A 24,040-nucleotide genomic window follows, 5' to 3' on the forward strand; every position below is an offset into this window, starting at 1 on the left:
GAACGTTTACCCCGGATCCTGCGATCGTGGGCGCGGGGCTCGTCCGGGAGGGCGGCCGTAGCCGGGCCGTGGAGGCCTTGACGATAGTGAGATCATAGTTTCGGACTATGGAAAAGCACCGCCCGGGGCCCTACGTTCAGAGGGACTGAACAAGAGTTCACCCCGGAACGGAGGACACCCGAATGGTGCGTGGAAACGACTATACCGGACCGCGCCCGCACGTGCAAGGATCGGCGGCCGCGCTGAGGGTCCGCGGGGGCGGCGGGCGGATCACCGACGCGGGCGGCCTCGTCGTGGTTCGGAAGCTGTGGGACGCGCTGGGGCTGGGCGGCTGGATCGACCGGCGGAGCGGGAACGTCCCCGGCCGCTACCGGCCATCGCTCATGGTCGAGTCGTGGGTGGTGCTGCTCCTGTACGGCGGCGGGGCGATGGACGACCTGCCGCTTCTGGAGCGGCGGGGCGTGCGCCGCATCTTCGGCTGGGCGCGGGTGCCGCACCCGGCCACGTTCGGGCGCTGGTTGCGGGGTTCGGCGGCCGTGCTGTCGCCGCTTCTGGACGAGCTGTTGTGGCGGATGGTGCGGCGGCGCTGGGAGCTGGCCGGCGGGGCGCCCCGGTCGGCGACGATCGTCATGGACTCGACCGTCGTGGTGCGCTACGGGCTGAAGCAGGCCGGGGCGGAGCGGGGCTACAACCCGAAGAAGCGGGGCCGCCCCTCGCACCACCCCCTTCTGGCCTACGTCCTGGAGACGGGCGACTGCCTCGGGGTGCGCTGGCGGCCGGGGGGCGCGCACACGGCCCGGGGGGCGGAGGCGTGGCTGGCCGAGCTGGTGGCCCGCCTGAGGGGGGCGGGGGTGCGGCGGATCACCGTGCGGCTGGACAAGGGGTTCTTCTCCAAGTCCATCGCGCGGCGCATGGAGGAGCTCGGCGTGTCCTATCTGCTCAAGGTGCCGCGGCACGCCTGGCTCGACGGCTTCCGGGGCGCCTGGGAGACCGCCGCCCGGGACGAGGCCGGGGACCGGGAACTGAGGACGGCCTCCGGCGAGCTGTGGGGGACGCGGCTTCTCTCGGTCGAGAGGCGGAGACGGGTCGGGCCGGACGAGGGAGAACTCGATCTCGCGGCGTGGGAGACCACGATGAGCGCCGACGTTCTGACCAACATCGGGAGCATCGGCCCCGTCGAGGCGTGGCGCGCCTACAACGCGGGCGCGGTCGTCGAGCAGCGGATCGAGGAGCTGGGCCAGCTCTCGGCCGGCCGCACCGCGGTGGACGACCTCGGCGGCAACGCCCTGCTGTGGAGCCTCGCCGTGCTCGCCTACCAACTCCTCCACATCCTGCGCGCGAACTTCCTCGGCGGCCGCTGGCGCGCCGTGCAGCCGCGCGGCATCCGGCTGCGCCTGCTGCGCGCCCCCGCCAGGATCACCTCCCACGCCCGCCGAACCTCGCTCGGGTTCGCGCGCGCCGAACCGGCCCTCGGCCTCCTGCGACCGGCGCTCCGGGCCATCGAGCGGGGTCTCCCGCCGCCCGCGCCCGCCTAAATCTGACCGGCCCCAACTCCGGCTTTCCGAAGGCGCCGCGCGGCGGCGCCCACTCCCCGTGTCTCCGCGAGCCGTTCGGGACCCCTCCCGAGCCCCGCCGGCCCTCCGCCGAGGCCCGGTCCGGCCCCGAAAACGCCACCGCCCGCGCCAAGTCGCCACAACCGCCGGTCATAATCGCCCTCAGGCCGCCCGACTATGCGCCAACGCAGGATCCGGGTTTACCCGTCGCCCACGCCTGCCTTGTTAGGTTTCGTATCCCTCGGTACGCCGTCTTTCACAGACGGGCTCGGGCCTCGCTACGGGAATCTTCGCGACCGCCTCCGGTGGGTGTCCGGTTACGTTTTGACGGTTGCCGGCGGAGGCTCCTCGACTCGGAGGTCCAATCCGCCGGGAATCGAATAGGCCAAGCGAAGCCATTGAGAATGACCAACGAAACCAACAACGTCAAGAGCCTGCCCTTATTGGTCAGCTGCTCAAGCAGCCCCTCGGGTAGCAGCTAGGCCAGCTGGAAGCGCATGCTCATACGGATCCCATGACAGCGCTAACCTCACTCCCCTGACAGCGCATCCATGCTTCAACGGCTTGACGAGCGGAACCGCGATCTCCTCGTCAATGTGAACGGGAAGCTCGTCCATCGTGACGAGGCCGGCGTCAGCCCCTTCGACTCCGTGGTGCAGGGGGGAGATGCCGTCTGGGAAGGCCTGCGCCTGTACGATGGCCACATTTTCAAGCTGGAGGAACACCTCGCCCGCCTCCGGTCCTCTGCCCTGGCCCTCGCCTTCGCCGATATCCCCTCGGACGAGGAGATCGTCGGGGAGATCCGGCGCACGCTCGTCGCGAACCGCATGCGCGACGGCGTGCACATTCGACTGACGCTGACGCGGGGGGTGAAGTTCACCAGCGGCATGGATCCCCGTCTCAATCAGGCGGGTCCCACGCTGATCGTGCTCGCCGAACACAAGGCGCCGGTCTACGAGCGATCCGGTCTGCGGCTGATCACGAGTTCGCTGCGCCGCTTCGGTCCGGACACGCTGGACCCGAAGATCCATCACGCCAACCTCCTGCAGTCGATCCTGGCCAAGATCGAGGCGAACGCGGCCGGCGCCGATGATGCGCTGATGCTCGACCAGCGTGGATTCATCGCCGAGACGAACGCCACCAACCTCTTCTTCGTGCGCGGGGGTGTCGTCATGACGAGCCGGACCGTCGCCTGTCCCGAGGGGATCACCCGCGCCACGGTACTCGACCTCTGCGCGCGACACGGGATCCCGAGCCGGGTGGACGATCTCTCCCTCACGGAGGCCTACCGCGCGGACGAGGCGTTCTGCACCGGCACGATGGGAGAGCTGGCGAGCGTGACCGAGATCGACGGGCGGGTCATCGGAGACGGATCGCCGGGCCCGGCGACGAAAAGACTCAGCGAACTCTACCGCGACCTGACGGCGCACGAGGGGGCCACCCTGATCGCGGGAGAGCGGTAGGGTCCTGCGGGGCATCGTCGCGGTTCGAACGGGGATCTTGCCCGGTTGGCGAAGCCGCTCTCGCTGTCGCTGCTTCGGGCAGTGCTGCGCGGGCACCTCTAACTCTTGCTTGCGGAACCTACCTTCGCTCTTCAAGGTACGTGCAAGTGCGAGGTTGTAGTCGCGCAAGGGTGCGCTCGAACGTCAAGTTATCGTTGGCGGGTGGTTGGCGCCCGTCGTGCGTCAAGTCACGGAGAGTATGAGCATGTCGCTACAAACTTGGGCAGAGTGGCCCCGCAGGCTCGTGTCGCGGGAGCGGCGACAGGCACGGGCGGACGAGTTCTATGCCAGGATTGTTCGTGAGGAGGAAGAACTCGTCCGCAACGATCCGAGTCAGATCGTAGGGGGCGCGGACTTGGATGCCGCGCGCAAGGAGATCGTCGGTTAAGGAACCGCTTGATCTCAGCCACACCCGCCGGGCGTTGAAAGGATTGGCGACCGTCGAACCCCCAACGCGACGAGCCGATCTTGACAAGAAGATCGAGGCCCTACGCATCGAACCACGACCACACGATTCTCGATAGATAGCCGGTGTGCTCTGGTTCGGAGCGGCCGTATACCGAATCCGATCAGGGTCTTACCGTGCGCTTTACAGTATCTCGACGGAACGCGAGATCACCGTCTTCTACGTGGGACATCGGAGTAAGGTATACCGCAACCTTTGATGTCAACTCCGATGGCCGCTCCGATCCGCCGCGCTGGCCCCGAGCGTGTCGAGCAGCCCGTCGGGTACGGTGATCCTGCCCATCCCCGCCTCCGCCGACATCCCCGCGGACGAGGAGATCATCGGGGAGATCCGCCGCACGCTCATCGCGAACCGCATGCGCGACGGCGTACACATTCGCCTGACGCTGACGCGGGGCGTGAAGTTCACGAGCGGCATGGATCCCCGTCTGAATCAGGCGGGTTCCCCCCTGATCGTTCTCGCCAAGTACAAGGCGCCCGTCTACGATCGGTCGGGTCTGCGGCTGATCACGAGTTCGCTGCGCCGCTTCGGACCGGACACGCTGGACCCGAAGATCCATCACGCCAATCTCCTCCAGTCAACCCTGGCCAAGATCGAGGCGAACGCAGCCGGTGCCGATGATGCGCTGATGCTCGACCGCAACGGCTTCATCGCCGAGACGAACGCCACCAACCTCTTCTTCGTGCGCGGGGGCGTCGTGATGACGAGCCGGACGGTCGCCTGTCCCGAAGGGGATCACCCGCGCCACGGTGCTCGATCTGTGCGGGCAGCACGCGATTCCGAGCCGGGTGGACGATCTCTCCCTCACGGAGGCCCACCGCGCGGACGAGGCGTTCTGCACCGGCACGATGGGGGAACTGGTGAGCGTGACCGAAATCGACGGGCGGGTCATCGGAGACGGATCGCCGGGCCCGCTGACGAAGAGGCTCAGCGAACTCTACTCGGAGCTGACGGCGCGCGAAGGGGTTGTCCTGATCAGCGGCTGAGGGTTCGACCCGGCATCAGCCGTCGGGGTCGCGGAACCTCCGGGCCGAGCCGGCCAGATCGTCAAAATCCTCCAGGTATCGCTCCAGCGCCCGCTGAATGATCTCCTCACAGCTGCGTCCCAGCGCCAGCGCGGAGGCCTCGATCGCGTCGAATGCCACGTCGGGCAGGCGTACCTTTATCTGAACCATCCATACCCCCTCGCGGCGAGACCGGCCGCGGCTAACCCCATCCCCTCACAGGGTTGATACCGTCCCGTCCCGCGAAGCGTTCCCGTGCGAATGCCGCGTGAGGAGGCTGGCCGCCCCTACCCCAGCGTGGTCGGGGACGACGGGAACCCCGGACCTCGCTGCGGCGGGGCGGGGTATTCGACTGTCAGATAGGGCGTCTCCACGGAGGCAAAAGGAGGCATCCAATGACGTCATACATGTGGAACGTACCGGAGCCGCTGGACACGGCGGAGGTCGAGGTGACCTGCGGCGCCCGGATCATCCTGCGGCGGCACGGCAACTCCGACGGTCCCCGTCTCGTCCTCAGCCATGCCAATGGACTGGCGGCGGAACTCTACTATCCGTTCTGGAGGCTGCTGGCCTCTCGCTTCGATCTCATCCTCTACGACCTGCGCAGCCACGGCTGGAACCCCCGGTCGGAGCTGCGACATCAGAACATCGCCACCTTCGCCGCGGACCAGGAACTCGTCCGGCGCGGGGTCGAGCGCCACGTCGGCGCGAAGCCCGCCGTCGGCGTATTCCATCTGGTGTCGGCGCTGGCGGCGCTCCACCAGGAGGCCCCGGGTCAGGGTTTCGAGGCGCTCGTTCTGTTCGATCCACCCCTGTACCCGCCGAACGGGGACCCCCAGGCGGCCGAAGCCCTGTGGCGGCGCCTGCGTACCCAGGCCCGGTTCCGCCGGGATCACTTCGCGACGCGCGAGGAGTTCGCGGAGGACTTCCGCCGGCAGTGGATGTTCGAGCTGGTGGCGCCGGGAGTCCCGGAGCTGGCGAGCCGGGCACTGCTTCGTACCGCGGGGAACGGAGGCGGCGGACCGGGCGGGGGCGGATACGAACTCCGCTGCCCGCGCCTCTGGGAAGCTCACGCGCTTCAGTACGCTTTCGCCTACAGTCTGGAACCGGAGCTGTCGCGTCTCGCCTGCCCCGTGAAGGTGATCGCCGGCGACCCCACGTTCGCCTTCTCCTTCATGCCGAGCACCGACCTGGAGGGAATCGTGGGGTTCGAGTACGACTTCATCCCGAACACGACGCACTTCCTGCCGCTCGAGGAGCCGGCGGAGTGCGCCGCGACCATGGTCGCGTTCCTGGAGAAAGAGGGGTTCGCGTAGTCGTCGTCCGGTTTCGGCGAGACCTGCGGCTGCACGACAACCCGGCGCTCGCTGGCCGGGGGTCCGGTGGTCTGCGGGCTCTCCCTGTGCCCGCGTCGGGGTCCCGCGGTTGACGTCCGCTCCCGATGGTCGACTAGGCGCAGGCCCGCTCGATGCAGCGTTTCGCTCTCAGGTCAAGGTGTCGGGCCGCGGAAGACCTCTCGTCGATGCCAGGGGATCAGTGCGATCGTGGAGGAGGTTCATGGTCAGCCGCGCCATCAAGTCCTTGGCGGCGGGGGCGCTCTCGGCGATGAGCAGGGTGAGCGCCGTGACCGCCTGGGGGTTCAGCCCGTGCTCGACGTTCTCCTGCTTGAGGTAGAGCAGGAACAGCAGCGATCCGATGCGTTTGTTGCCATCGGTGAAGGGGTGGTCCTTGACGATGAAGTAGAGCAGATGTGCCGCCTTCTCCTCCCGCGAGCGGTAGAGCGACTCTCCGAACATGGTCTGCTCGATGTTGCCGAGGATGCCGGCGAGGGCGTCGCCCCGGAGGTTGCCGAACAGCGGAGACGCTTCCTGGCGTTCCATCAACTCCCGCTTGAAGCTGACGATCGCTCCAGTCGCCGTGTCGTAGTCGAGCACGCCCGTTGACGGACTCCGGCCCGGCGGCATCTGCAGCCGATCCTCGTCGTATTCCAGGAGCAGTCGCCATGTGTCGGCGTAGCGCCCGATGACGTCGAGCACCGCCCGACCCGTGTCGGTCACCAGCGCCTGGTTCTTCAGCGTCCGGCTGAGCAGATCGAGGGTTTCGCGAGCCTCGCTCAGGCCGCGCTCCGCCAGCCGCTGCTCGTTCATGGTGTAGCCGCGGATCAGGTGTTCGCGCAGGGTGTGAGTGGCCCATTGCCGAAAGCGGACACCTCGCTTGGAGTTGACGCGATAACCGACGGAGATGATGGCATCGAGGTTGTAGTGCCTCAGGTTGCGCCGCACTCGACGTTGACCCTCGGTCCGAACTACTAAGAAATCCTTAGCAGTTCCCTCCGCCTCCAACTCGCCGCTTGAGAACACGTTGCGCAGATGCATCAGCACGTTCTCCGGCGTCGTATCGAACACCTCCGCCATCTGCCGCTGGGTCAGCCAGACGGTTTCGCGGTCGAGGCGGACATCCACTCGCACATCGCCGTCGGACGTCTCGTAAACGAGGACCTCGCCCCCAGGGAGCTCTGCGGACACCGTATCACCCATCGCATTGCTCTCCGAGTGCTCGATGGTGGCTCCACCCATCCGGCTCTCTCTTCCTATCCCGTGTCAGCCCACAAGCGTCCGATCCAGCCGGTCGAGCGCTTCGCGGACGTCCCGCAGGGCGGCTTCGGCCAGATCACGGTTGTAGGCGGCGTTGGCCGCGCGCTCGCCAGCCGACGGGGTCGGAAACGGTTCCGGAAGACAGGTGTCGGGTCGATCACCCCCCTCCCGCACCATCGGTGGCTCGGCCCGGGGCCCGACGATCGTGAAGGGCACGTGCCGATGTCCGCGCTTCATGCGGTAGACGGCGAAATGCCGGCGGTCCAGCGTGAACACCCGATCGATCCCGGAACGCTCGGCCACGGCGACGAGCGAGGCGTCTGCGAAGTCCATCGGCGCGTCCGCGTACTGGACCATGAGTTCAAAGCAGCGGCCAAGGTCAAGATTGTCCAGAGCGACCACGCGTAGATGGCCATCGAGTACGAAGTCCATGAGACCGGCCCTTGGCCTCGGCGGCCGCAGGAGGTGAAACGACTCGGTGAGCACCGCGATCGTCGTCACCGTCTTCCCGCCGAGCGTCTCCATGGTACGAACACACCCGGCGTGGTCCGATTGCCGAGGATCGAATGTGGCTACGAGAGGCCCCGTGTCCACCAGAATCACAGGGCGTGCTTCTTCCGGATCGCCTCCACTACGGCTTCCTTGTACGGTCGCGGCGGTAGAGCGGCGAGCTCGTCGTCGCGGCGCGACGTAGCGCGCCGCAATGCTTCACCGAAGGTCTCGCCCGTCCTGCGCCCCAGGCGGAATCCGTTCACGGTCGTGTCGTAAGACCGGAGCCCTCGTCTCAACACCTCTGAGATCGAGCAGCCCGTCTTCTGCCGAAGATCTTCGAGGATTGCCTCTTCTTCCTCATCCAGCCGTACCGTTCGCAAACTCATGGGAGTCTTAATCCTTCCTGTTTCGGGTCTCCGCGTATTTTAGTTGTAATACACGGTTATCGCAAACGGGATTGCTTCGGCGGCGAGCAACGATCGTCGCGCGGGCCTTGTTTCTTAGAGAGACATGTGACTTGTAGGTTGGAGTCGCCGGGGCCGGGATCGGGGCCGACGCCCGTCGCCACCCGACTCCGACGACACGGGAAGGCAGACACCGGAGAGACCGCACAGGAGGGGAAGGGCCAGCCAGCGCGTGTTCGAGTTTCTCTTCAAGTACCGTCCCGTCGTCTTCGAGCGCGGCGATCTCTCGCTGGCCGTGCCGTGGTGGGGCGTGATCCTCGTCTTCCTCGGCCTCGGCGCCGTCGTGTGGTTCGCCCTCCAGTACCGCCGCATCGGACCCACGATCGAGGCGCGGGATCGCTGGGTGCTCATGGCGCTGCGCGCCGCCGCCCTCGGGGTCCTCGCCTTCCTCCTGCTGCGGCCGGTGCTCCTCGTCTCAACGGTCGTCCCGCGGCGGAACTTCGTCGCGGTGCTCCTGGACGACTCGCGCAGCATGCGGGTGGCCGATGAGGACGGCGAAACGCGGGCGCAGCGGGTGCTCGACCTCTTCGGCGGCACGGATGACGGCGGTACGGATGGCGGCGGCATGGATGCCGCAGCGACGGATCCACTGGCGTCCAACCCCGGAGTGGAGGGCTCCTCCGCCATGGACCCCGCCGAGGAGCCGGAGCCCCTGACGCAGGGCGGCGAGGGTGGCCTCCGCGCGGCGCTTGAGGAGCGCTTCCGGCTGCGGATGTACGGGTTCGATTCCGACGCGGACCGCATCGACGGGGCGGGGGAGTTGGCCTTCGCCGGCCCTCGCACGAACCTCGCCGCGGCACTCACCCGGGTGCAGCAGGAGATGGCGGGACTGCCGCTCTCCGGGGTCGTGGTCGTGTCGGACGGGGCGGACAACGACGACGAGGCGACACCCCCGCTCTCCGAGGCGCTCTTGGAGGCGCGCGCGGCGGGGATCCCGGTGTACACGATCGGAGTCGGCTCGGAGCGCATCGTCCCGGACATCGAGGTGCGGCGGGTGGAGGTGCCGCGCGAGGCGCTGGAGGGGACGACGATCGTGGCCGACGTCATCATCTCCCGCGCGGGACTCGCCGGGCGCACGGTGCGTCTCGATGTGGAGGACGAGGGCCGGATCGTGGGCACGCACGACCTCACCCTCGGTCCGGACGGGGAGGAACCGGTCCAGGTCCAGTTCACGCTGGAGGAGTCGGGCCCCCGCGCCATCCGCTTCTCGGTGGACCCGGTGGAGGGGGAGGCGCTCACCGGAAACAACGAGCGGCAGATCCTGGTCGAGGTCGGGGACACGCGCCGGAAGATCCTCTACTTCGAGGGCTCCCCGCGCCCCGAGAACAAGTTCGTGCGCCGCGCCGTGGCCGATGACGAGAACATCCAGGTCGTGACGCTGCTGCGGACGGCGGATGAGAAGTACCTGCGCCTCGATGTGGACGGCCCCGGAGAACTCGCGGGCGGGTTCCCGGACACGCGCGAGGAGTTGTACGAGTACGACGGGCTCATCCTCGGGAGCGTGGAGGCGAGCTTCTTCACGCACGACCAGTTGCAGATGATGGCGGATTTCGTGGGACAGCGCGGGGGCGGACTCCTCGTGCTGGGAGGGCGGCGCGCGCTGGGCGAGGGCGGCTACGCGGGGACGGCGCTGGCGGACGCGCTCCCCGTCGTGCTGCCGGGGGCGGGGGAGCCCGATGTGCTCGAGGTGTCGGCCGAACTCACCCCGGCGGGGCGGCGTCACGCGGCGATGCGGATCGCGGAGACGGCGGAAGCGTCGGCGGCGCGCTGGCCGGAACTCCCGCCGCTCACCTCGGTGAACCGGGTGTTCGAGACGAAACCGGGGGCGGTGCCGCTTCTGAACGGGGTTCCGGTCGAGGGGGAGCCGCGGGTGCTGCTCGCGCACCAGAGGTACGGGCGCGGGACGTCGATCGCGTTCACGGCCCAGGACTCCTGGCTGTGGCAGATGCACGCGGACATCCCGCTGGAGGATGAGACCCACGAGACGCTGTGGCGGCAGTTGCTGCGCTGGCTCGTGCACGACACGCCGGGTCGCGCCCGCCTCGATCTGGGGGACGACGTGGCGCCCGTGTCGGAGCCGCTGCGGATCCGGGCCGAGGTGGAGGACGAACGGTACCTGCGCGTGAACGGTGCGGATGTCGTGGCCACGGTGACGGGACCCAGCGGGATGCCGACGGAGGTGCGCCTCGACTGGACGGTGGAGCGGGACGGCGAATACGAGGGCCGCTTCGTACCCGAGGAGCCGGGACTGCACCGGGTGAGCGTCCGCGCCGCGCCCCGCGGGACGGCCCTGACCGAGGACGAGGTCGTCGAGGGTGAGGGCTTCTTCCAGGCGGGAACGCCGCAGATCGAGCAGTTCGGCGCCGGGCGGCGGACCGAACTCCTGCGGCGGATCGCGGACGAGACGGGCGGGCGCTACTACACGGCGGAGGACGCGGATCTGCTGGCGGAGGAGATCCGTTACACGGAGAGCGGCGACACGGTGTACGAGGAGCGGTCGCTGTGGGACATGCCGATCCTCTTCCTCCTCCTCGCCGGGCTGCTGGGGGGCGAGTGGGCCTACCGGCGCTGGAAGGACCTCGCGTGAGCCGGGCGGGCTTCGGCGCCGCGGCGCTCGGTGCGGCCTTCGCCCTCGCGGGCGTCCCGTCGGTCGCCCTCGCGCAGAGGGCTGCGGCCCCGCCTCGGGCGCAGGTCCTCATCGTGAGCGGGCTCGGTGGCGCCCCGGAGTACAGCCAGCTCTTCCGGGAGCAGGCCGAGCGGCTGATCGAGGCCCTCCGCGAGCGCTTCGGCGTGGCGGAGGAGTCCATCGTGTGGCTCGCGGAGGACGCGGCGATCTCGCCGCGCGCGTCGGGCCGGGCGACGCTGGAGGCCGTGGAGCGCGAGGTGCTCGCGATGGCCACCCGGGCCGGGCCGGCCGACCCGGCCCTCATCCTATTCTTCGGCCACGGGAGCGGAAGCGGCCAGGAGTCGCGCCTCAACCTGCCCGGTCCCGACCTCTCGGGCGAAACGCTCTCCGTGTGGCTGAGCGCCTTCACCACGCAGACGGTGGCGGTCGTGAACGCGGCGAGTGCGAGCGGCGGCTTCGTGCCGGCCGTGGCCGGGGACCGGCGCATCGTGGTGACGGCGACCCGCTCCCCGCGCGAGCGCGATCACTCGCACTTCGGCGGCTTCTTCGTCGACGCCTTCGCGCTCGACGACGCCGATGTCGACAAGGATGAACGCGTCTCGCTGCTCGAGGCGTTCAGCTACGCGACGGGGGAGGTGCAGCGCCGGTACGAGAGCGAGAACGAGATGCTGACCGAGCACGCCCTGCTCGACGACGACGGCGATGGCGAGGGAGCGCTGGAGCCGACGGTGGAGGGGCCGGACGGGGCCCTTGCGAACCGGTTTTTCCTCGCCGCCGCCCCGGCGGCCGTGGCGCAGGCCGCCGCCGATGATCCGGAACTGGCGGCCCTCCTGGCCGACAAACAGCGGGTCGAGGATGGGATCGCCGCTCTGCGCGGGCGACGCGCCGAGTTGAGCGAGGACGAATACGACGACCGGCTCGAGGCGCTGCTCGTCGAACTCGCGGGCATCAACCGGGCCCTCCGGGACCGGGGAGGTGCCCGGTGAGGCGAAGCCGCCGCGGCGCGCGAACCCGCCGACCGGGGCCGCGAGGCTCGCTGGCGGCGCTCATCATCGCGCTCGCCGTTCCGCTCCCGGCCTGGGCCCAGGAACGCGGCAGCGGGCCTCCGGCCGACGATCCGCTCGCCGCCGCCGTCGAAGCGCTGCAGACCGGCGAATACCGGCAAGCCGTCGCGGGTTTCCGCGACCTGGCGCGCTCCGGGCGCGAGTTCCCGGCCTCCGCGCGCGGGTGGGCGCGGGCGCTCGCCGCCACGGGCGAATACGAGTCCGCGCTCGAAGCCCTCGACCGGGCCGCCGGGCGTGCCCCCGACGGCGCCGACCCCGAGACGGAACTCGCGCACGCCCGGGGCGTCCTCCTGCGGGGGCTCGGCCGCCTCGACGAGGCGGAGGCGAACTTCCGCCGCGCGATCGAGAGCCGGGCCGGCGACGCCCAACTCGCGCGGCTCGACCTCGGCCGCCTCCTCTTCGAACAGGGCGCGCGCGAGGAAGCACTCGCCCTCTTCGACGGCTTCATCGACTTCTACAACACGGCCGACCCCCGCCGGCTCGACGCGGAGCACCTGCGCGCCGTCGCCGCCGCCGTGACCTATCTCGGGGTCCGCGACCCCGACCTCTTCCACGACGCGGTGCGGGCCTACGAAGAGGCGATCGAGGTCGACCCCGGCGACCCCGAGGCGCGCATCGACCTCGGGCTCCTCTTCCTCGACAAGTACGACAGCTTCGAGGCCGGGCCGCTGATCGACGAGGCGCTGGCCCGGAACCCCGTCCACCCCCGCGCCCTCCTCGCCAAGGCGCGGCGCGCGAAGTTCGACGGTTCCTCGGAGGCCCTCGAACTCGCGGAACAGAGTCTCGAGACGAACCCCGGCTTCACCGAGGCGAGGGTCTTTCTCGCGCGTCTCTATCTCGAACTCGAGGACGTGGAGACGGCCGAGGAGGAGGCTCGGCGCGCGCTCGAGACGAACCCGGTGTCCCTCGCCGCGTGGACCGAGATCGCGGCGGCCGCCCACCTGCGGGGGGACGCGGCCGCCTTCGCCGAGGCGCGCGACCGCGTATTCGGGTTGGACCCGAGGCACGCCGACCTCTACGTCGCGCTGGCGCAGGTCGCCTACCGCACGCACCGCTACGGCGACGCCGTCGGGTTCGCGCGCCAGGCCGTGTCCCTCGATCCCCTCTCCTGGGCCGGCCGGGCCGAACTCGGTCTCAACCAGCTCCGCGTCGGGGAGATCGACGAAGGGCGCGCCACGCTCGAGGCGACGTTCGAGGGCGACCCGTTCAACGTGTGGGTCTTCAACACGCTCGACCTGCTCGAGGCACTCGCCGGCTTCGAGACGGCGACGAGCCCGCGCTTCTCCTTCTCGTTCCACCCGCGGGAGGCCGGAGCTCTCTCGATCTACGCCACCGCCCTCGCCGAGAAGGCGTTCGACGCCATGCGGGCGCGCTACGGGTTCGCGCCGCCCACGCCCATCTTGGTCGAGGTCTACGACCGGCACGCGGACTTCTCCGTGCGGACGGTGGGACTCGCCGGCATCGGGGCGCTGGGCGTGAGCTTCGGTTCCGTCCTCGCCATGGATTCGCCGAGCGCGCGTCCCGGGAGCGACTTCAACTGGGGCTCGACGCTGTGGCACGAGATCTCGCACGCGTTCACGCTCGGATATACCGAACACCGCGTGCCGCGCTGGCTCTCGGAGGGGCTGGCGGTGCTCGACGAACGGCACGCGCGCGAGGGCTGGGGTTCGGATCCCGACCCCGGCTTCCTGGCCGCCTTCGCGGAGGAACGGCTGCCCTCGCTGGAGCGCTTCAACTACGGGTTCGTGCGGCCCGCCTACCCGGGGCAGGTGCAGCACGCCTACTACATGGCCTCCCTCCTGTGCGAGATGCTGGAGACATCGCGCGGCTTCGAGGCGATCCTCGCCATGCTCGACGGCTACCGGGACGGCCTCGAGACGACCGAAGTCGTGGAACGGGCGCTCGGCACGACGCTGGCCGACCTCGACCGCGAACTGAAGGACTACATCGAGACGCGCTTCGGCCGGACGCTCGCGGCGCTCGGCGGTGCCGCCCCGGGGGAGCCACACGCGCGGACGCCGGGGCCGGAGCCGGGGCCGGACCCGGAGCCGGGGCCGGAGCCGGAGTCGTTCGCCGGGCAGATGATCGCGGCCGCGGAGGCCCATCGCGACGGCCGCACCGAGGCGGCGATCGAGGCGCTGAGCCGCGCCCGCGAGATGTTCCCGGAATACGCCGGCCCGGACGCCCCGACCCTGCTCCTGGGCCGCATCCACCGCGAGGCGGGGGACGCCGCGCGCGCCGCGGAGGCGTATCGCGCCTACACCGCCCTCAACGAGAACCACCTCGACGCGCACCTCGAACTCGCGGATGTGGAGGAGGAACTCGGGGACGAGGCCGCGGCCCGCGAGGCGCTCGAGCGCGCGATCTGGATCGACCCCTTCCACCTCGACATTCACACGCGGCTCGCCGCGAGCTACGAGGCGGCGGAGCGCTGGACGGAGGCGGCGCGCGAACGCCGGGCGCTCCTCGCGCTGGCGCCGGCGGATCTCGCGGAGGCCCACTACCGGGTGGCGCTCGCCCTCCACCGCGGCGGCGACGCGGCCGGGGCGCGCCGCGCCGTCCTCGACGCCCTCGAGATCGCGCCCAACTTCGAGGTGGCGCTCGACCTCCTGCTCGAGATCCGCGGCGACCCCGGGGGGACCCGGTGAGCGCGCGGACGCGGGGACTCGCGGCCGCGGCGCTGGCCGCCCTGCTCACGCTGGGCGCCTTCGCCGACCTCGAGGGGCAGCGTCGGCGCGGCCGCGGCCGCGGTGGCGGCGGCGGCTTCGGGAACGACCTCGCCGCCTACCAGGAGTACAACACGCCCTACACGGGCGAGTTCACCTTCGTGCGTCTCTATTACCGCACGGGGGGCTGGGGCTGGAACCCTGGCTGGTCGCACGACTGGCCGGTGGCCGAGCGCAACTTCGGCGAGATCGTGGACGCTCTCACGACCATCAACCCGCGCCTGGGCGGCGGCAACGTCCTCGCCATGGACGACCCCGATCTGTTCAAGTTCCCGGTCGCGTACCTCTCGGAGCCCGGCGACTGGAGCATGACCGAGGCCGAGGCCGACAACCTGAGCAACTATCTGCGCAAGGGCGGGTTCCTCATCATCGACGACATGGGCGGCTATCGGGATCTGCAGTGGACGGATCGGATGCTCGAGGTCCTGCTCCCGGGGCACGAACTCGTGCAGCTGGACGTGAGCCACCCGATCTTCGACTCGTTCTTCCACCTCGAGCAGAGCAACATCGAGATGCCACACCCCTACTGGGGCGGAACGGCGAGCTACTGGGGGGTCCTCGAGGACAATGATCCCGAGGGCCGGCTCATGGTCATCGTCAATCACGACAACGACATTGGCGACTACATGGAGTGGTCGGACCGGGGGTTCGTCCCCATCGCGCTCTCAAACGAAGCGTACAAGCTGGGCGTCAACTATGTGGTCTACGCCCTCACACACTAACAGACGGGCTGACCAACCCCGACCCCGCCTCGCGCGGTGGTGACGGAAGGAGCCGGCATGGAAGCCGATCCCCGCTGGATCGAAGACCCGAACGAGGCTCCGGGCCAGACGCCGGACAGCGCGCCGGAGACGGCCCCGGACGATGGCGAGATGGCCGACCGCCTGCAGCGGAGCGCCGAGGCCGTCCGCCAGGAGCTGAAGAAGGTCATCATCGGGCAGGACGACGTCGTCGAGCAGGTCCTGATCGCGCTCTTCGCCGGGGGCAACAGCCTGATCGTGGGCGTCCCGGGACTCGCGAAGACGCTCCTCATCCAGACGCTCTCCGACGTGCTGCACCTGAGCTTCAACCGGATCCAGTTCACGCCCGACCTCATGCCGTCGGACATCACCGGGACCGACATCATCCAGGAGGACCCGGAGACCGGCCGACGGCACCTCGTGTTCATGAAGGGGCCGCTGTTCGCGCACATCGTCCTGGCCGATGAGATCAACCGCACGCCGCCCAAGACGCAGTCCGCCCTCCTCGAGGCGATGGAGGAGAAGCAGGTGACGATCCAGGGGCGGAGGTACGACCTCCCGTCCCCCTTCTTCGTCCTCGCCACGCAGAACCCGATCGAACTGGAGGGGACCTACCCCCTGCCCGAAGCCCAGCTCGACCGCTTCATGTTCCAGATCAACATCGACTACCTGCCCGAGGATGAGGAGCTGGAGGTGATCCAGCGCACGACGACGGTCGCGGGCGAACCGCCCCGGCCGGTGCTGTCGGCCGAGGAGATCGCGGCCTTTCAGCACCTCGTGCGGAAGGTGCCGATCTCGGAGCCGGTGGCGCGCTACGCGGTACAGCTGGCGCGGCGGACCCGGCCCGGCCGCGACGATGCCCCCGACTACGTGAAGCAGTACGTGGCCTACGGGGGGAGCGTGCGCGCCGCCCAGTACCTGGTGCTCGGCGGGAAGGCGCGGGCGCTGCTGCGCGGGGAGGTGAACGTCTCGTTCGACGACGTGCGCGCCCTCTGCGCCCCGGTGTTCCGCCACCGGGTGCTGACGAACTTTCACGCGGAGTCCGAACGCGTCTCCACGGACGACCTCGTCGAACGCCTCCTCGACGACTTGACGCCGCCGAAGTCGGGGATGTGAACTAGCCGTGCGCGCGCGGATCACCTCGAGGACGGTTCCGGGGACGCAGTTCCTCGATCCGACGGTATTGACGCGGATCGGGAACCTCGAACTCGTGGCGCGCTACGTGGTCGAGGGCTTCATCGCCGGGGCGCACGGATCGCCCTTCCTGGGGCGGTCGCTCGACTTCGCGGCGCACCGGCAGTACCTGCCCGGCGACGATATCCGCAAGATCGACTGGAAGGTCTACGGGCGCACCGACCGCCACTACATCAAGGAATACGAGGCCGAGACCAACGCGAACGTCTTCTTCGCGATCGACGCCTCCCGGTCCATGGACTACGGCTCGCAGGGGATCACGAAGCTCGACTACGCGCGCTACCTGGCGGCCTGTCTGGTCTACCTCTCCGCGAGCCAGCGGGATCGGGTGGGCACCGCCGTGTTCGACGACAAGCTGCTCGAGTACATCCCCCCCTCCGTCCGACACCGGCGTCTGATCCTCGCCGCGCTCGACCGCATCAGCGCGGAGACGGCGGGCGACCTGACGCGGCCGCTCATCCAGGTGGCCGAGAGCCTCACCCGGAAGGGGATCGTCGTCCTCCTCTCCGATCTCTACGCGGAGCCGAAGACCGTGCTCGACTCGGTGGGGGCGCTCCGGAGCAAGGGGCAGGACGTGATCGTGTTCCAGATCCTGGATCCGGCCGAGGTCGACTTCCCGTTCGAGGCCGCGAGGTCGTTCGAGGACCTGGAGACGGGCGAGCGGATCCCGGTGATGCCGGATGACATGCGGACGGAGTACCTCTCGCTGGTCGAGGGGCACGTGGGCGAGCTATCGAAGCTGATGATCGAGCGGGGGATCGACCACGAACTCGCGGTGACGTCGGTGCCGCTCGACGCGGTGCTCTTCCGCTACCTCTCGCACCGGGCGCGGCGCCTCAAGGGGAAGGAACGATGAGTCTCCTGACGCCGTGGTTCCTCGCCGGACTCGGGCTGCTTTCCGTGCCGATCATCATCCATTTGACGCACCGGCAGCGGAGCCGGGTGACGGTGTTCCCCTCGCTCATGTTCCTGCGCAAGCTGCCGTTCAAGTCGATGAACCGGCGCAGGATCCGCCACCCGCTGCTGTTCGCGCTGCGCTGCGCCGCGATCGTCCTGCTCGCGCTCGCGTTCGCGCGGCCCTTCCTCGACACCACGGAGGGAGTGGAGGGGGGATCGGCGCGCGACGTGGTGCTCCTCCTCGATGTGTCGGCGAGCCTGGGCTTCGGGGACCGCTGGGAGGCCGCGCTCGACTCCGCCCGCGCCGTCCTTGACGGGCTGGGGGAAGGGGACCGGGTCGCGGTGGCGAGCTTCAACGAGCAGGCGCGGGAGCGGCTCTCGCTGACGCTCGACCTGGAGGCGGCCCGAACGGTGCTCGAGGGGCTGTCGCCGACGCATCTGGGAACGCGGCTCGAGGCGGGACTCCAGCTCGCGGGGCGCATCCTCGCCGAGCCCGAGGGGCGGGTGCGGGAGGTCGCGCTCATCTCCGACTTCCAGCGCACGGGATGGGAGGACGGCGACCGGGTGCGGCTCCCGGACGGAGTCTCGCTGCGAGCGGCGAGCGTGGCGGGCGAGGCGGAGGATGACGCGGCGGCGAACGTGGCGCTGGCGGAAGCGGCGCTGCGGACGGCGGATGGAGGGCGCGTCCGACTCGTGGCCCGGCTCGCCAACATGGGCGAGACGCCGGTGGACGCGCTCCCGGTGTCGCTCGAGGTCGGGGGGCGGACGGTGGCCACGAGGCCGGTGGACATGCCGCCGCGCGGGACCGGGACGGTCGTGTTCGAGGACCTCGCGCTCCCCGAGGGGCGGAGCCGCGCGCGCCTCACGATCCCCGGCGACGGCCTGGAGATCGACGACGTGTTCCGCTTCGTGGCGGCGTCGGAGACGGGACTCCGAACGCTCATCCTGGGGACCAGCCGCGGAGCGGAGGACCCGAGCCTCTTCCTCGAGCGCGCCCTGGGGATCGGGGAGGCGCCGCGCATCGAGGCTTCGCGGGCGCCCGCCAGCGGCATCGACGCCGCGGGGCTGTCGTCGATCGACTTCGTGGTCCTCAACGACGGCGATCTCGCCGACGCGGGGCGGGCCGGCCGGCTCCGGGACTGGGTGAGCGCGGGCGGCGGCCTGCTGATCGTGCTCGGGCCGGGCGCGCGGATGGGCCGCTGGTCCGCCGCCGGACAGGGCCTGCTCGGCGCCGAGCCCGGGCCGCTCGTCGACGTCGGCGAGGGCCGCCGGCTCTCGTGGCTCGACTACGACCACCCCGTGTTCGAACTGTTCTCGACCCCCCGCAGCGGGGACTTCGCGGGCGCGCGCTTCGTTCGCTTCTGGCGGGTCGAGCCCGCCGAGGGGACGGCGGTGCTGGCCCGCTTCGACAGCGGCGAACCGGCGCTGCTCGAACACGTCGTGGGCGAGGGGCGGGTCCTGGTGTGGACTTCGACCCTCGACCGCTTCTGGAACGACCTCGCGCTCCAGCCCGTCTTCCTCCCCTTCGTGCATCGGCTCGCGCTGCACGCGACGGGATACCGGGAGCCGGAACGCTGGATCGCGGCCGGGGGCGTGCTCGAACTGGGGTCGCTGGTCGGGGCCGGGGACGAGGGCTTCGCCGACGGAGAGGGCGAGTGGGTGCTCGTCGATCCGACCGGGGATCGGCATCAGCTGGAAATCGCGGAAGGTCCGACGTGGATCGGTTTTCCGGAGACGGGTTTCTATCAGGTCGAGGCGAGGGACGACGCGGCGCGAGCCGTGACCGTGGCGGTCAACCCACGGATTGCCGAATCTGATCTGGCGCCGGTCGCGACGGAGCGCGTGGTCGAGGCCGTTGCGGGCACAGCGCCGACGGGGGCGACGGGAGAGGGCGGGGCGACGGTCGACGGGGAAGAGGTCCCTAGGCGCGCCGAACTCTGGTGGCTGCTCCTGCTGCTCGCCGCGCTGGTGCTCGGCGTGGAGAGCGTACTGGCGAACCTGTGGACGCGGCGGCGTCCGGCATCGGCGCTGACGGGGGCGTAGCGGAGCCTGGACATCGTCCCCGCGCGAGGGGGCCGAGGTCGTCAAGGAGGATGACGATGCAGGGATGGGCGAGGACGAGAAACTCCGAGCGGCAGCTGCTCGATGTCGTGGCCGACGTGAGGCGGCGCTGGCGCGCGCGCCAGCTCATCCAGGGCGTCGCGCTGACGCTCGGCGTCGGCTTCGCCGTCTTCTTCGCCGCGACCTGGGGCATCGACCGGCTCCGTTTCGAGGACACGGCGGTTCTTGTGTTTCGCCTCGTCCTGTGGGCGGTCGCGATCGGTCTCCTCGGGTGGTTCGTGGTGCGGCCGCTCTTCCGCCGCGTCTCGGACGCGCAGGTCGCGCTCTACCTCGAGGAACACGAGCCGTCGCTCAAGGCGGCGTTCCTCGCGGCCGTCGAGCGGGCCGGATCGCCCGAAGGCCGCTCCGGCCTCGACGCCCGTCTGCTGGAGGTCGCCGTGGAGCGCGCCCGGCGCATCGAGCGCGGCCGCCGCGTGGAGCGCGCCGGGCTGCGGCGCTCGACCGCCTGGTTCGCGGGCGTCGCCACCGCCGTGCTGGTCGTCGCCCTCTTCGGACCCGCCTTCCAGGGGACGGCGGGTTCGCTCCTCCTCAGTCCGTGGCAGACCGCGGACGCGGCCAACCCCTACGCGATCACCGTGGAGCCGGGCGACGCGCTCATCGCGCGCGGCTCCGACCAGTTGGTGCGCGCCTTCCCCCAGGGCTTCGAGACGGACGAAGTCGAGGTCGCCGTGCGCCGCGGCGAGTCCGAGGTGTGGGAGCGCTACTTCATGACGCCGGGCGAGGACGGCGCCTCGTTCGAGATCCTCCTCTTCGACCTCGATGAGCCGGCCGACTACACCGTGTCCTCGGAGGGTGTGCGCTCGCCGGTGTTCAGGATCGAGGTGGCCGACCTCCCCTACGTGGACCGGATCGACCTCGAGTACCGCTTCCCCGCCTACACCGGACTCAGCCCGCGGACGGTCGAGGACGGCGGGGACATCGCGGTGCTCCGGGGGACCGAGGTCCGGCTCCGGGTGACGCCGACGCTGGCCACCGAGGGAGCGCGGCTCGCCTTCGACGACCAGGAAGAGGGCGAGGGCCCGGCGCTCGAACTCGTGGATGGGGCGTTCGAGACGAGCTTCACCGTCAGCGAGGAGACCTTCTACCGGGTCGAATTCATGGGTCCGGGCGGGCGCTTCGTCGTCGGTTCCCCCGACTATCTCGTCGAGCCGCTGGATGACCAGCCGCCGGGGATCCGGATCGCCGAACCCGGACGGGACACGCGCCTGTCGCCGATCGAGGAACTGTACGTCGAGGTCGAGGCGGAGGACGACTTCGGGCTCGGGCGGGTCGAACTCCTCTATTCCGTGAACGGAGGCGAGGAGGCGTCGCGGGTCCTGCACGGGACGACGCGCGGCGGGACGACGCAGGTCTCCGGCGGACACACGTTCTTCCTCGAGGAACTGGACCTTGAGCCGGGGGATGTCCTCTCCTACTACGCGCGCGCCACGGATCTCCGGGCCGGCGGCGGCGCCGGAGTCGGCTCCGGCCGTCGAGGGGAGGAGAGTTCGGACATCTACTTCGTCGAGATCCGCCCCTTCGACCTGGACTACAGCCAGGCGGAGCAGGGAGGCGGCGGAGGCGGCGGCGGCGGCGCCGGCATGCAGGGCGAGTTGTCCGAACAGCAGAAGCAGATCGCCGCCGCGACCTTCCGCCTCATGCGCGACGAGGACGAGTTCGACGAGGCCGAGATGTCGGAGAACCTCGCCACGCTCACACTCCTTCAGGGCCGCCTGCGGCAGCAGGTCGAGGAACTCATCGTGCAGATGCAGCAGCGGGGTGTGGCGGGGGATCCGTCGTTCGAGATCGTGTTCCGCGAACTCCCCCTCGCGCCCGTCGAGATGCGGGAGGCCGAGACGAGGCTGGGGGAGCGTCGACTCCGGGATGCGCTCCCGCCCGAACAGCGGTCGCTGCAGCACCTGCAGCGGGCCGAGGCCGCCTTCCGCGAGGTCCAGGTGCAGCAGGGCGGCGGAGGCGGCGGAGGCGGCGGCATGGCCGCGGCCGAGGAACTCGCCGACCTGTTCGAGCTGGAACTCGACCGGCTCCGGAACCAGTACGAGACGGTCCAGCGGGGCCAGCGGCAGCAGCAGGACCAGGAGGTGGACGAGGCGCTCCAGAAGCTGGAGGAACTCGCCCGGCGCCAGCAGCAGATGAACGAACGCGCGGCGGCACAGCCCCGCGGAGCGGCGGGCGGAGGCCAGGGCCAGCAGCAGCAGATGATTCAGGAGACGGAGGAGCTGGCCCGGCAACTCCAGCGTCTGGCTCGCGAAGATGACCGGGCCGACCTCGAGGAGTCGGCACGCCGGCTTCAGCAGGCCGCGGACGAGATGCGGCGGGCGCAGGCGCAGGGGCGCCAGGGACAGGGGCAGGCGGAGTCGTCGAACGCGCTCGACCGTCTGCGCGAGGCGCGACGGTTGCTGGAGAACCGCCAGGTTGCCGCCGTGGGGCAGGAGGTCGAGGACGCCGCGCGGCGCGCCGCGCGCATCGTCGAGCGCCAGCGCGAACTCCAGAGCGACGTGAATGAGGATCCGACGACGCGGGACCCCGACCGTATCGCCGGGCTGCGCGAGCGGAAGGCCGACCTCGCCCAGGAGGTGGACCAGCTCGAGCAGGATCTCGACCGGCTGGCCCGCGAGGCCCGGCAGGAACAGCCGGAAGCGTCGCGCCGCCTCGGGGAAGCGGCGGCGGAGATCCGCGAGAGTCGGCTGCGGGACAAGCTGCAGTTCTCGCGAGGGGTCCTCGGCACGCAGTCCGAGGACTACGTGCGGAACTTCGAGGAGCAGATCACGCGCGACGCGGAGAACATGCGCACCCGGGTCGCGGTCGCGCGCGACGCGCTGAGCGAATCGGACCCGCGCCGCCTCGGGCGGCAACTCGACGAGACCCGCGACCTGGTCCGGGGCCTGGAGTCACTGCAGGAGCGCCTGCAGCAGCGCGCCGAGGGCGAGTCAGCCGAGGGCGGCGAACAGGGGCAGGGCGACCAGCAAGGCCAGCAGGGCCAGGAAGGCGAGGGCCAGCAGGGTGGCCAGGGCCAAGGCCAGCAGGGCCAGCAGGGCGAGGGCCAGCAGGGCCAGCAGGGCGGCGCAGGCCAAGCCGGCGAACTCGGCCCCCGCGGCGGCCAGGGGTTCGCACCCGGACGGGGTGGCGGCGGAGGCGGCGGCCCGAGGCTCTCGCCGGAAGATATCCGGCAATTCCAGCGGGAATTCCGCCAGAGGCGCGAAGATGCGGGCCGTCTGCGCGATGACCTGCGCCGGGAAGGCGTCGATGTCGGCGACCTCGATCAGGCGATCGCGGGCCTCGACCGACTCCGGACCATGGGCGATTTCGACGATCCCGAGGAAATCGCCCGGCTGCAGACCGATGTGCTGAGGGGGCTGAAGGACTTCGAGTTCGCCCTGCGCCGCAACCTCGGAGAACAGATCGAGCGCTTCTTCCTCTCGGGGTCGGACGACGTCCCCGACGAGTATCGCGAACTCGTGGAGGCCTACTACCGGGCGCTGTCCGAGGACCGCCCGCCGCGCTGACCGGGGCTGACGAGAGCCCGACTTCGGCCTACAGGAAGGAGACCCGATCCAGGTGCCCGACCTCGGCGACCCTCGCCTCTACCTGTTCTCCGCCCTCGCGATCCTCACCGCGGGCCTGCTCGTCTCCTGGGGGCGCGCCGCGCTCGCCGCCACGCGCGCCGGACGCGAGGGGGACGGCTGGCGCGGATGGCCTCGTCTGTTCGAACTCGCCGTCGGCTTCGTGACGAACTTCTTCGACACTCTCGGCATCGGTTCGTTCGCCCCCACCACATCCCTCTTCAAGCTGAAGAAGGTGGTGCCGGACGAGGAGATCCCCGGGACCATGATGATCGGCCACACGCCCCCGGTCGTCATCCAGGCTTTCATCTTCATCGCGATCATCACCGTGGAATCGCTCACGCTCTTCGTCCTCGTCGCGGCCGCGGTGCTCGGCGCGTGGCTGGGGGCGGGGGTCGTCGCGCGCCTGCCCCGCCACCGGATCCAGATCGGGATGGGGATCGCGCTCCTCATCGCCGCCGCGACATTCGTCATGTCCATCTTCGAGATCACGGCCGTGGGTGGGGACGCAGCGGGACTCTCGGGCGCACAACTCGCGCTCGCCGCCGGCTGCCTGTTCGTTCTCGGGGCTCTGATGACGATCGGCATCGGGATTTACGCCCCGACCATGATCGTGGTCAGCCTCATGGGACTGAACCCGGCCGTCGCCTTCCCGATCATGATGGGTGCCGCCGCCTTCCTCATGCCGGTGGCCGGCGTCCGTTTCCTGAAGGCGGGGCGCTACGGGCTCCGCGCGGCGCTGGGGCTGGCGATCGGAGGCATGCCGGCCGTCCTCCTGGCCGCGTTCAGCGTCCGCTCGCTCCCCCTGAACACGATGCGATGGCTTGTCGTGGCGGTCGTCCTCTACGCGGCGATCCTCATGCTGCGCTCCGCCGCGCAGGAACGCCGGTCGTTGACTTCTGGTTGATGGCGCGGTTGAGACTGGCAGGTGGAGCCGGTTGGCGGTGGGATCGTACATTGGGGCGATTGATATCGCCATCGGAGCTTCGGTAAACCCACCCGACTCTGGGCGCTGAAGCACAGGAGGGCCCAGGAAA

Annotated in this window: 20 protein-coding genes and 1 pseudogene; 15 read left to right on the plus strand and 6 right to left on the minus strand. The window is 70.1% G+C overall.

What is annotated here, in order from left to right; genetic code table 11:
* Window positions 1-182: 182 nt before the first annotated feature.
* The 3 genes from ACPXY0_RS02505 to ACPXY0_RS02515 all read left to right on the plus strand — a co-directional run bounded on the left by ACPXY0_RS02505 (window position 183) and on the right by ACPXY0_RS02515 (window position 3,443).
* A complete protein-coding gene (locus ACPXY0_RS02505; protein ID WP_423924679.1) occupies window positions 183-1,535 on the plus strand; it encodes an IS1380 family transposase in 1,353 nt (450 codons plus the stop codon).
* Window positions 1,536-2,104: 569 nt separating this feature from the next.
* Window positions 2,105-3,016 carry an aminotransferase class IV gene (locus ACPXY0_RS02510; protein ID WP_423928165.1) on the plus strand — a complete coding sequence of 304 codons (912 nt, stop codon included), beginning with the start codon at window positions 2,105-2,107 and terminating at the stop codon, window positions 3,014-3,016.
* Between the two features lie 244 nt (window positions 3,017-3,260).
* A complete protein-coding gene (locus tag ACPXY0_RS02515) occupies window positions 3,261-3,443 on the plus strand; it encodes a hypothetical protein (RefSeq protein ID WP_423928167.1) in 183 nt (60 codons plus the stop codon).
* A 279-nt stretch (window positions 3,444-3,722) separates the two neighbouring features.
* Here the strand turns inward: ACPXY0_RS02515 and ACPXY0_RS02520 are convergent, their stop codons facing one another.
* Window positions 3,723-3,938 carry a hypothetical protein gene (locus ACPXY0_RS02520; protein ID WP_423928169.1) on the minus strand — a complete coding sequence of 72 codons (216 nt, stop codon included), beginning with the start codon at window positions 3,936-3,938 and terminating at the stop codon, window positions 3,723-3,725.
* On the opposite strand from ACPXY0_RS02520, the pseudogene ACPXY0_RS02525 reads away from it, so the two are divergent.
* Window positions 3,877-4,170, plus strand: a pseudogene (locus tag ACPXY0_RS02525) (aminotransferase class IV); the annotation flags it as partial. The gene ACPXY0_RS02520 and the pseudogene ACPXY0_RS02525 sit on opposite strands and share 62 nt — an antisense overlap.
* Here ACPXY0_RS02525 and ACPXY0_RS02530 read toward each other — a convergent pair.
* Window positions 4,099-4,269 (minus strand): hypothetical protein, encoded by a 171-nt coding sequence (locus ACPXY0_RS02530; protein WP_423928171.1) that lies wholly within the window; start codon window positions 4,267-4,269, stop codon window positions 4,099-4,101. The pseudogene ACPXY0_RS02525 and the gene ACPXY0_RS02530 sit on opposite strands and share 72 nt — an antisense overlap.
* A 1-nt stretch (window position 4,270) precedes the next feature.
* Here ACPXY0_RS02530 and ACPXY0_RS02535 point away from each other — a divergent pair, with 1 nt between their 5' ends.
* A complete protein-coding gene (locus ACPXY0_RS02535) occupies window positions 4,271-4,507 on the plus strand; it encodes a hypothetical protein (RefSeq protein ID WP_423928173.1) in 237 nt (78 codons plus the stop codon).
* Window positions 4,508-4,522: 15 nt separating this feature from the next.
* Here the strand turns inward: ACPXY0_RS02535 and ACPXY0_RS02540 are convergent, their stop codons facing one another.
* Window positions 4,523-4,696, minus strand: coding sequence for a ribbon-helix-helix protein, CopG family (locus tag ACPXY0_RS02540; protein WP_423928175.1), 174 nt, complete (start codon window positions 4,694-4,696; stop codon window positions 4,523-4,525).
* Between the two features lie 224 nt (window positions 4,697-4,920).
* Here ACPXY0_RS02540 and ACPXY0_RS02545 point away from each other — a divergent pair, with 224 nt between their 5' ends.
* Window positions 4,921-5,841: an alpha/beta fold hydrolase gene (locus tag ACPXY0_RS02545; RefSeq protein ID WP_423928177.1), complete on the plus strand. Its 921-nt coding sequence runs from the start codon at window positions 4,921-4,923 to the stop codon at window positions 5,839-5,841.
* A gap of 168 nt (window positions 5,842-6,009) precedes the next feature.
* Here the strand turns inward: ACPXY0_RS02545 and rhuM are convergent, their stop codons facing one another.
* From rhuM to ACPXY0_RS02560, 3 genes are all read right to left on the minus strand, one after another.
* The gene (gene rhuM, locus ACPXY0_RS02550) at window positions 6,010-7,050 is read right to left on the minus strand and encodes a RhuM family protein (RefSeq protein ID WP_423928179.1); all 1,041 of its coding nucleotides are present in this window, start codon (window positions 7,048-7,050) and stop codon (window positions 6,010-6,012) included.
* Window positions 7,051-7,125: 75 nt separating this feature from the next.
* Window positions 7,126-7,722, minus strand: coding sequence for a type II toxin-antitoxin system VapC family toxin (locus ACPXY0_RS02555; RefSeq protein WP_423928181.1), 597 nt, complete (start codon window positions 7,720-7,722; stop codon window positions 7,126-7,128).
* Entirely contained in the window at window positions 7,719-7,997 is a 279-nt protein-coding gene (locus tag ACPXY0_RS02560; RefSeq protein ID WP_423928183.1) for a ribbon-helix-helix protein, CopG family, read from the minus strand. Before ACPXY0_RS02560 ends, ACPXY0_RS02555 begins: the two co-directional genes overlap by 4 nt.
* Before the next feature lie 250 nt (window positions 7,998-8,247).
* Here ACPXY0_RS02560 and ACPXY0_RS02565 point away from each other — a divergent pair, with 250 nt between their 5' ends.
* The 9 genes from ACPXY0_RS02565 to ACPXY0_RS02605 are packed head-to-tail and all read left to right on the plus strand — an operon-like array spanning window position 8,248 to window position 23,910.
* Window positions 8,248-10,662 (plus strand): glutamine amidotransferase, encoded by a 2,415-nt coding sequence (locus tag ACPXY0_RS02565; RefSeq protein ID WP_423928185.1) that lies wholly within the window; start codon window positions 8,248-8,250, stop codon window positions 10,660-10,662.
* On the plus strand, window positions 10,659-11,687 hold the full coding sequence (locus tag ACPXY0_RS02570) for a hypothetical protein (RefSeq protein ID WP_423928187.1): 1,029 nt from the start codon (window positions 10,659-10,661) through the stop codon (window positions 11,685-11,687). Before ACPXY0_RS02565 ends, ACPXY0_RS02570 begins: the two co-directional genes overlap by 4 nt.
* On the plus strand, window positions 11,684-14,413 hold the full coding sequence (locus ACPXY0_RS02575; protein WP_423928189.1) for a tetratricopeptide repeat protein: 2,730 nt from the start codon (window positions 11,684-11,686) through the stop codon (window positions 14,411-14,413). The genes ACPXY0_RS02570 and ACPXY0_RS02575 overlap by 4 nt, the downstream gene beginning before the upstream one ends.
* Window positions 14,410-15,213 (plus strand): DUF4159 domain-containing protein, encoded by an 804-nt coding sequence (locus tag ACPXY0_RS02580; protein ID WP_423928191.1) that lies wholly within the window; start codon window positions 14,410-14,412, stop codon window positions 15,211-15,213. The genes ACPXY0_RS02575 and ACPXY0_RS02580 overlap by 4 nt, the downstream gene beginning before the upstream one ends.
* 57 nt (window positions 15,214-15,270) lie before the next feature.
* Entirely contained in the window at window positions 15,271-16,347 is a 1,077-nt protein-coding gene (locus tag ACPXY0_RS02585; protein ID WP_423928193.1) for an AAA family ATPase, read from the plus strand.
* 7 nt (window positions 16,348-16,354) lie between these two features.
* Complete coding sequence (locus ACPXY0_RS02590) at window positions 16,355-17,281, plus strand: DUF58 domain-containing protein (protein WP_423928195.1); 927 nt, start codon at window positions 16,355-16,357, stop codon at window positions 17,279-17,281.
* A complete protein-coding gene (locus tag ACPXY0_RS02595; protein WP_423928197.1) occupies window positions 17,278-19,365 on the plus strand; it encodes a BatA domain-containing protein in 2,088 nt (695 codons plus the stop codon). Before ACPXY0_RS02590 ends, ACPXY0_RS02595 begins: the two co-directional genes overlap by 4 nt.
* A 56-nt stretch (window positions 19,366-19,421) precedes the next feature.
* Entirely contained in the window at window positions 19,422-22,946 is a 3,525-nt protein-coding gene (locus ACPXY0_RS02600) for a DUF4175 family protein (protein WP_423928199.1), read from the plus strand.
* Window positions 22,947-22,998: 52 nt separating this feature from the next.
* Complete coding sequence (locus tag ACPXY0_RS02605; protein ID WP_423928201.1) at window positions 22,999-23,910, plus strand: permease; 912 nt, start codon at window positions 22,999-23,001, stop codon at window positions 23,908-23,910.
* The last annotated feature ends 130 nt before the right edge of the window (window positions 23,911-24,040 follow it).

Source organism: Candidatus Palauibacter sp. (assembly GCF_965237495.1).
Classification (GTDB): Bacteria; Gemmatimonadota; Gemmatimonadetes; order Palauibacterales; family Palauibacteraceae; genus Palauibacter.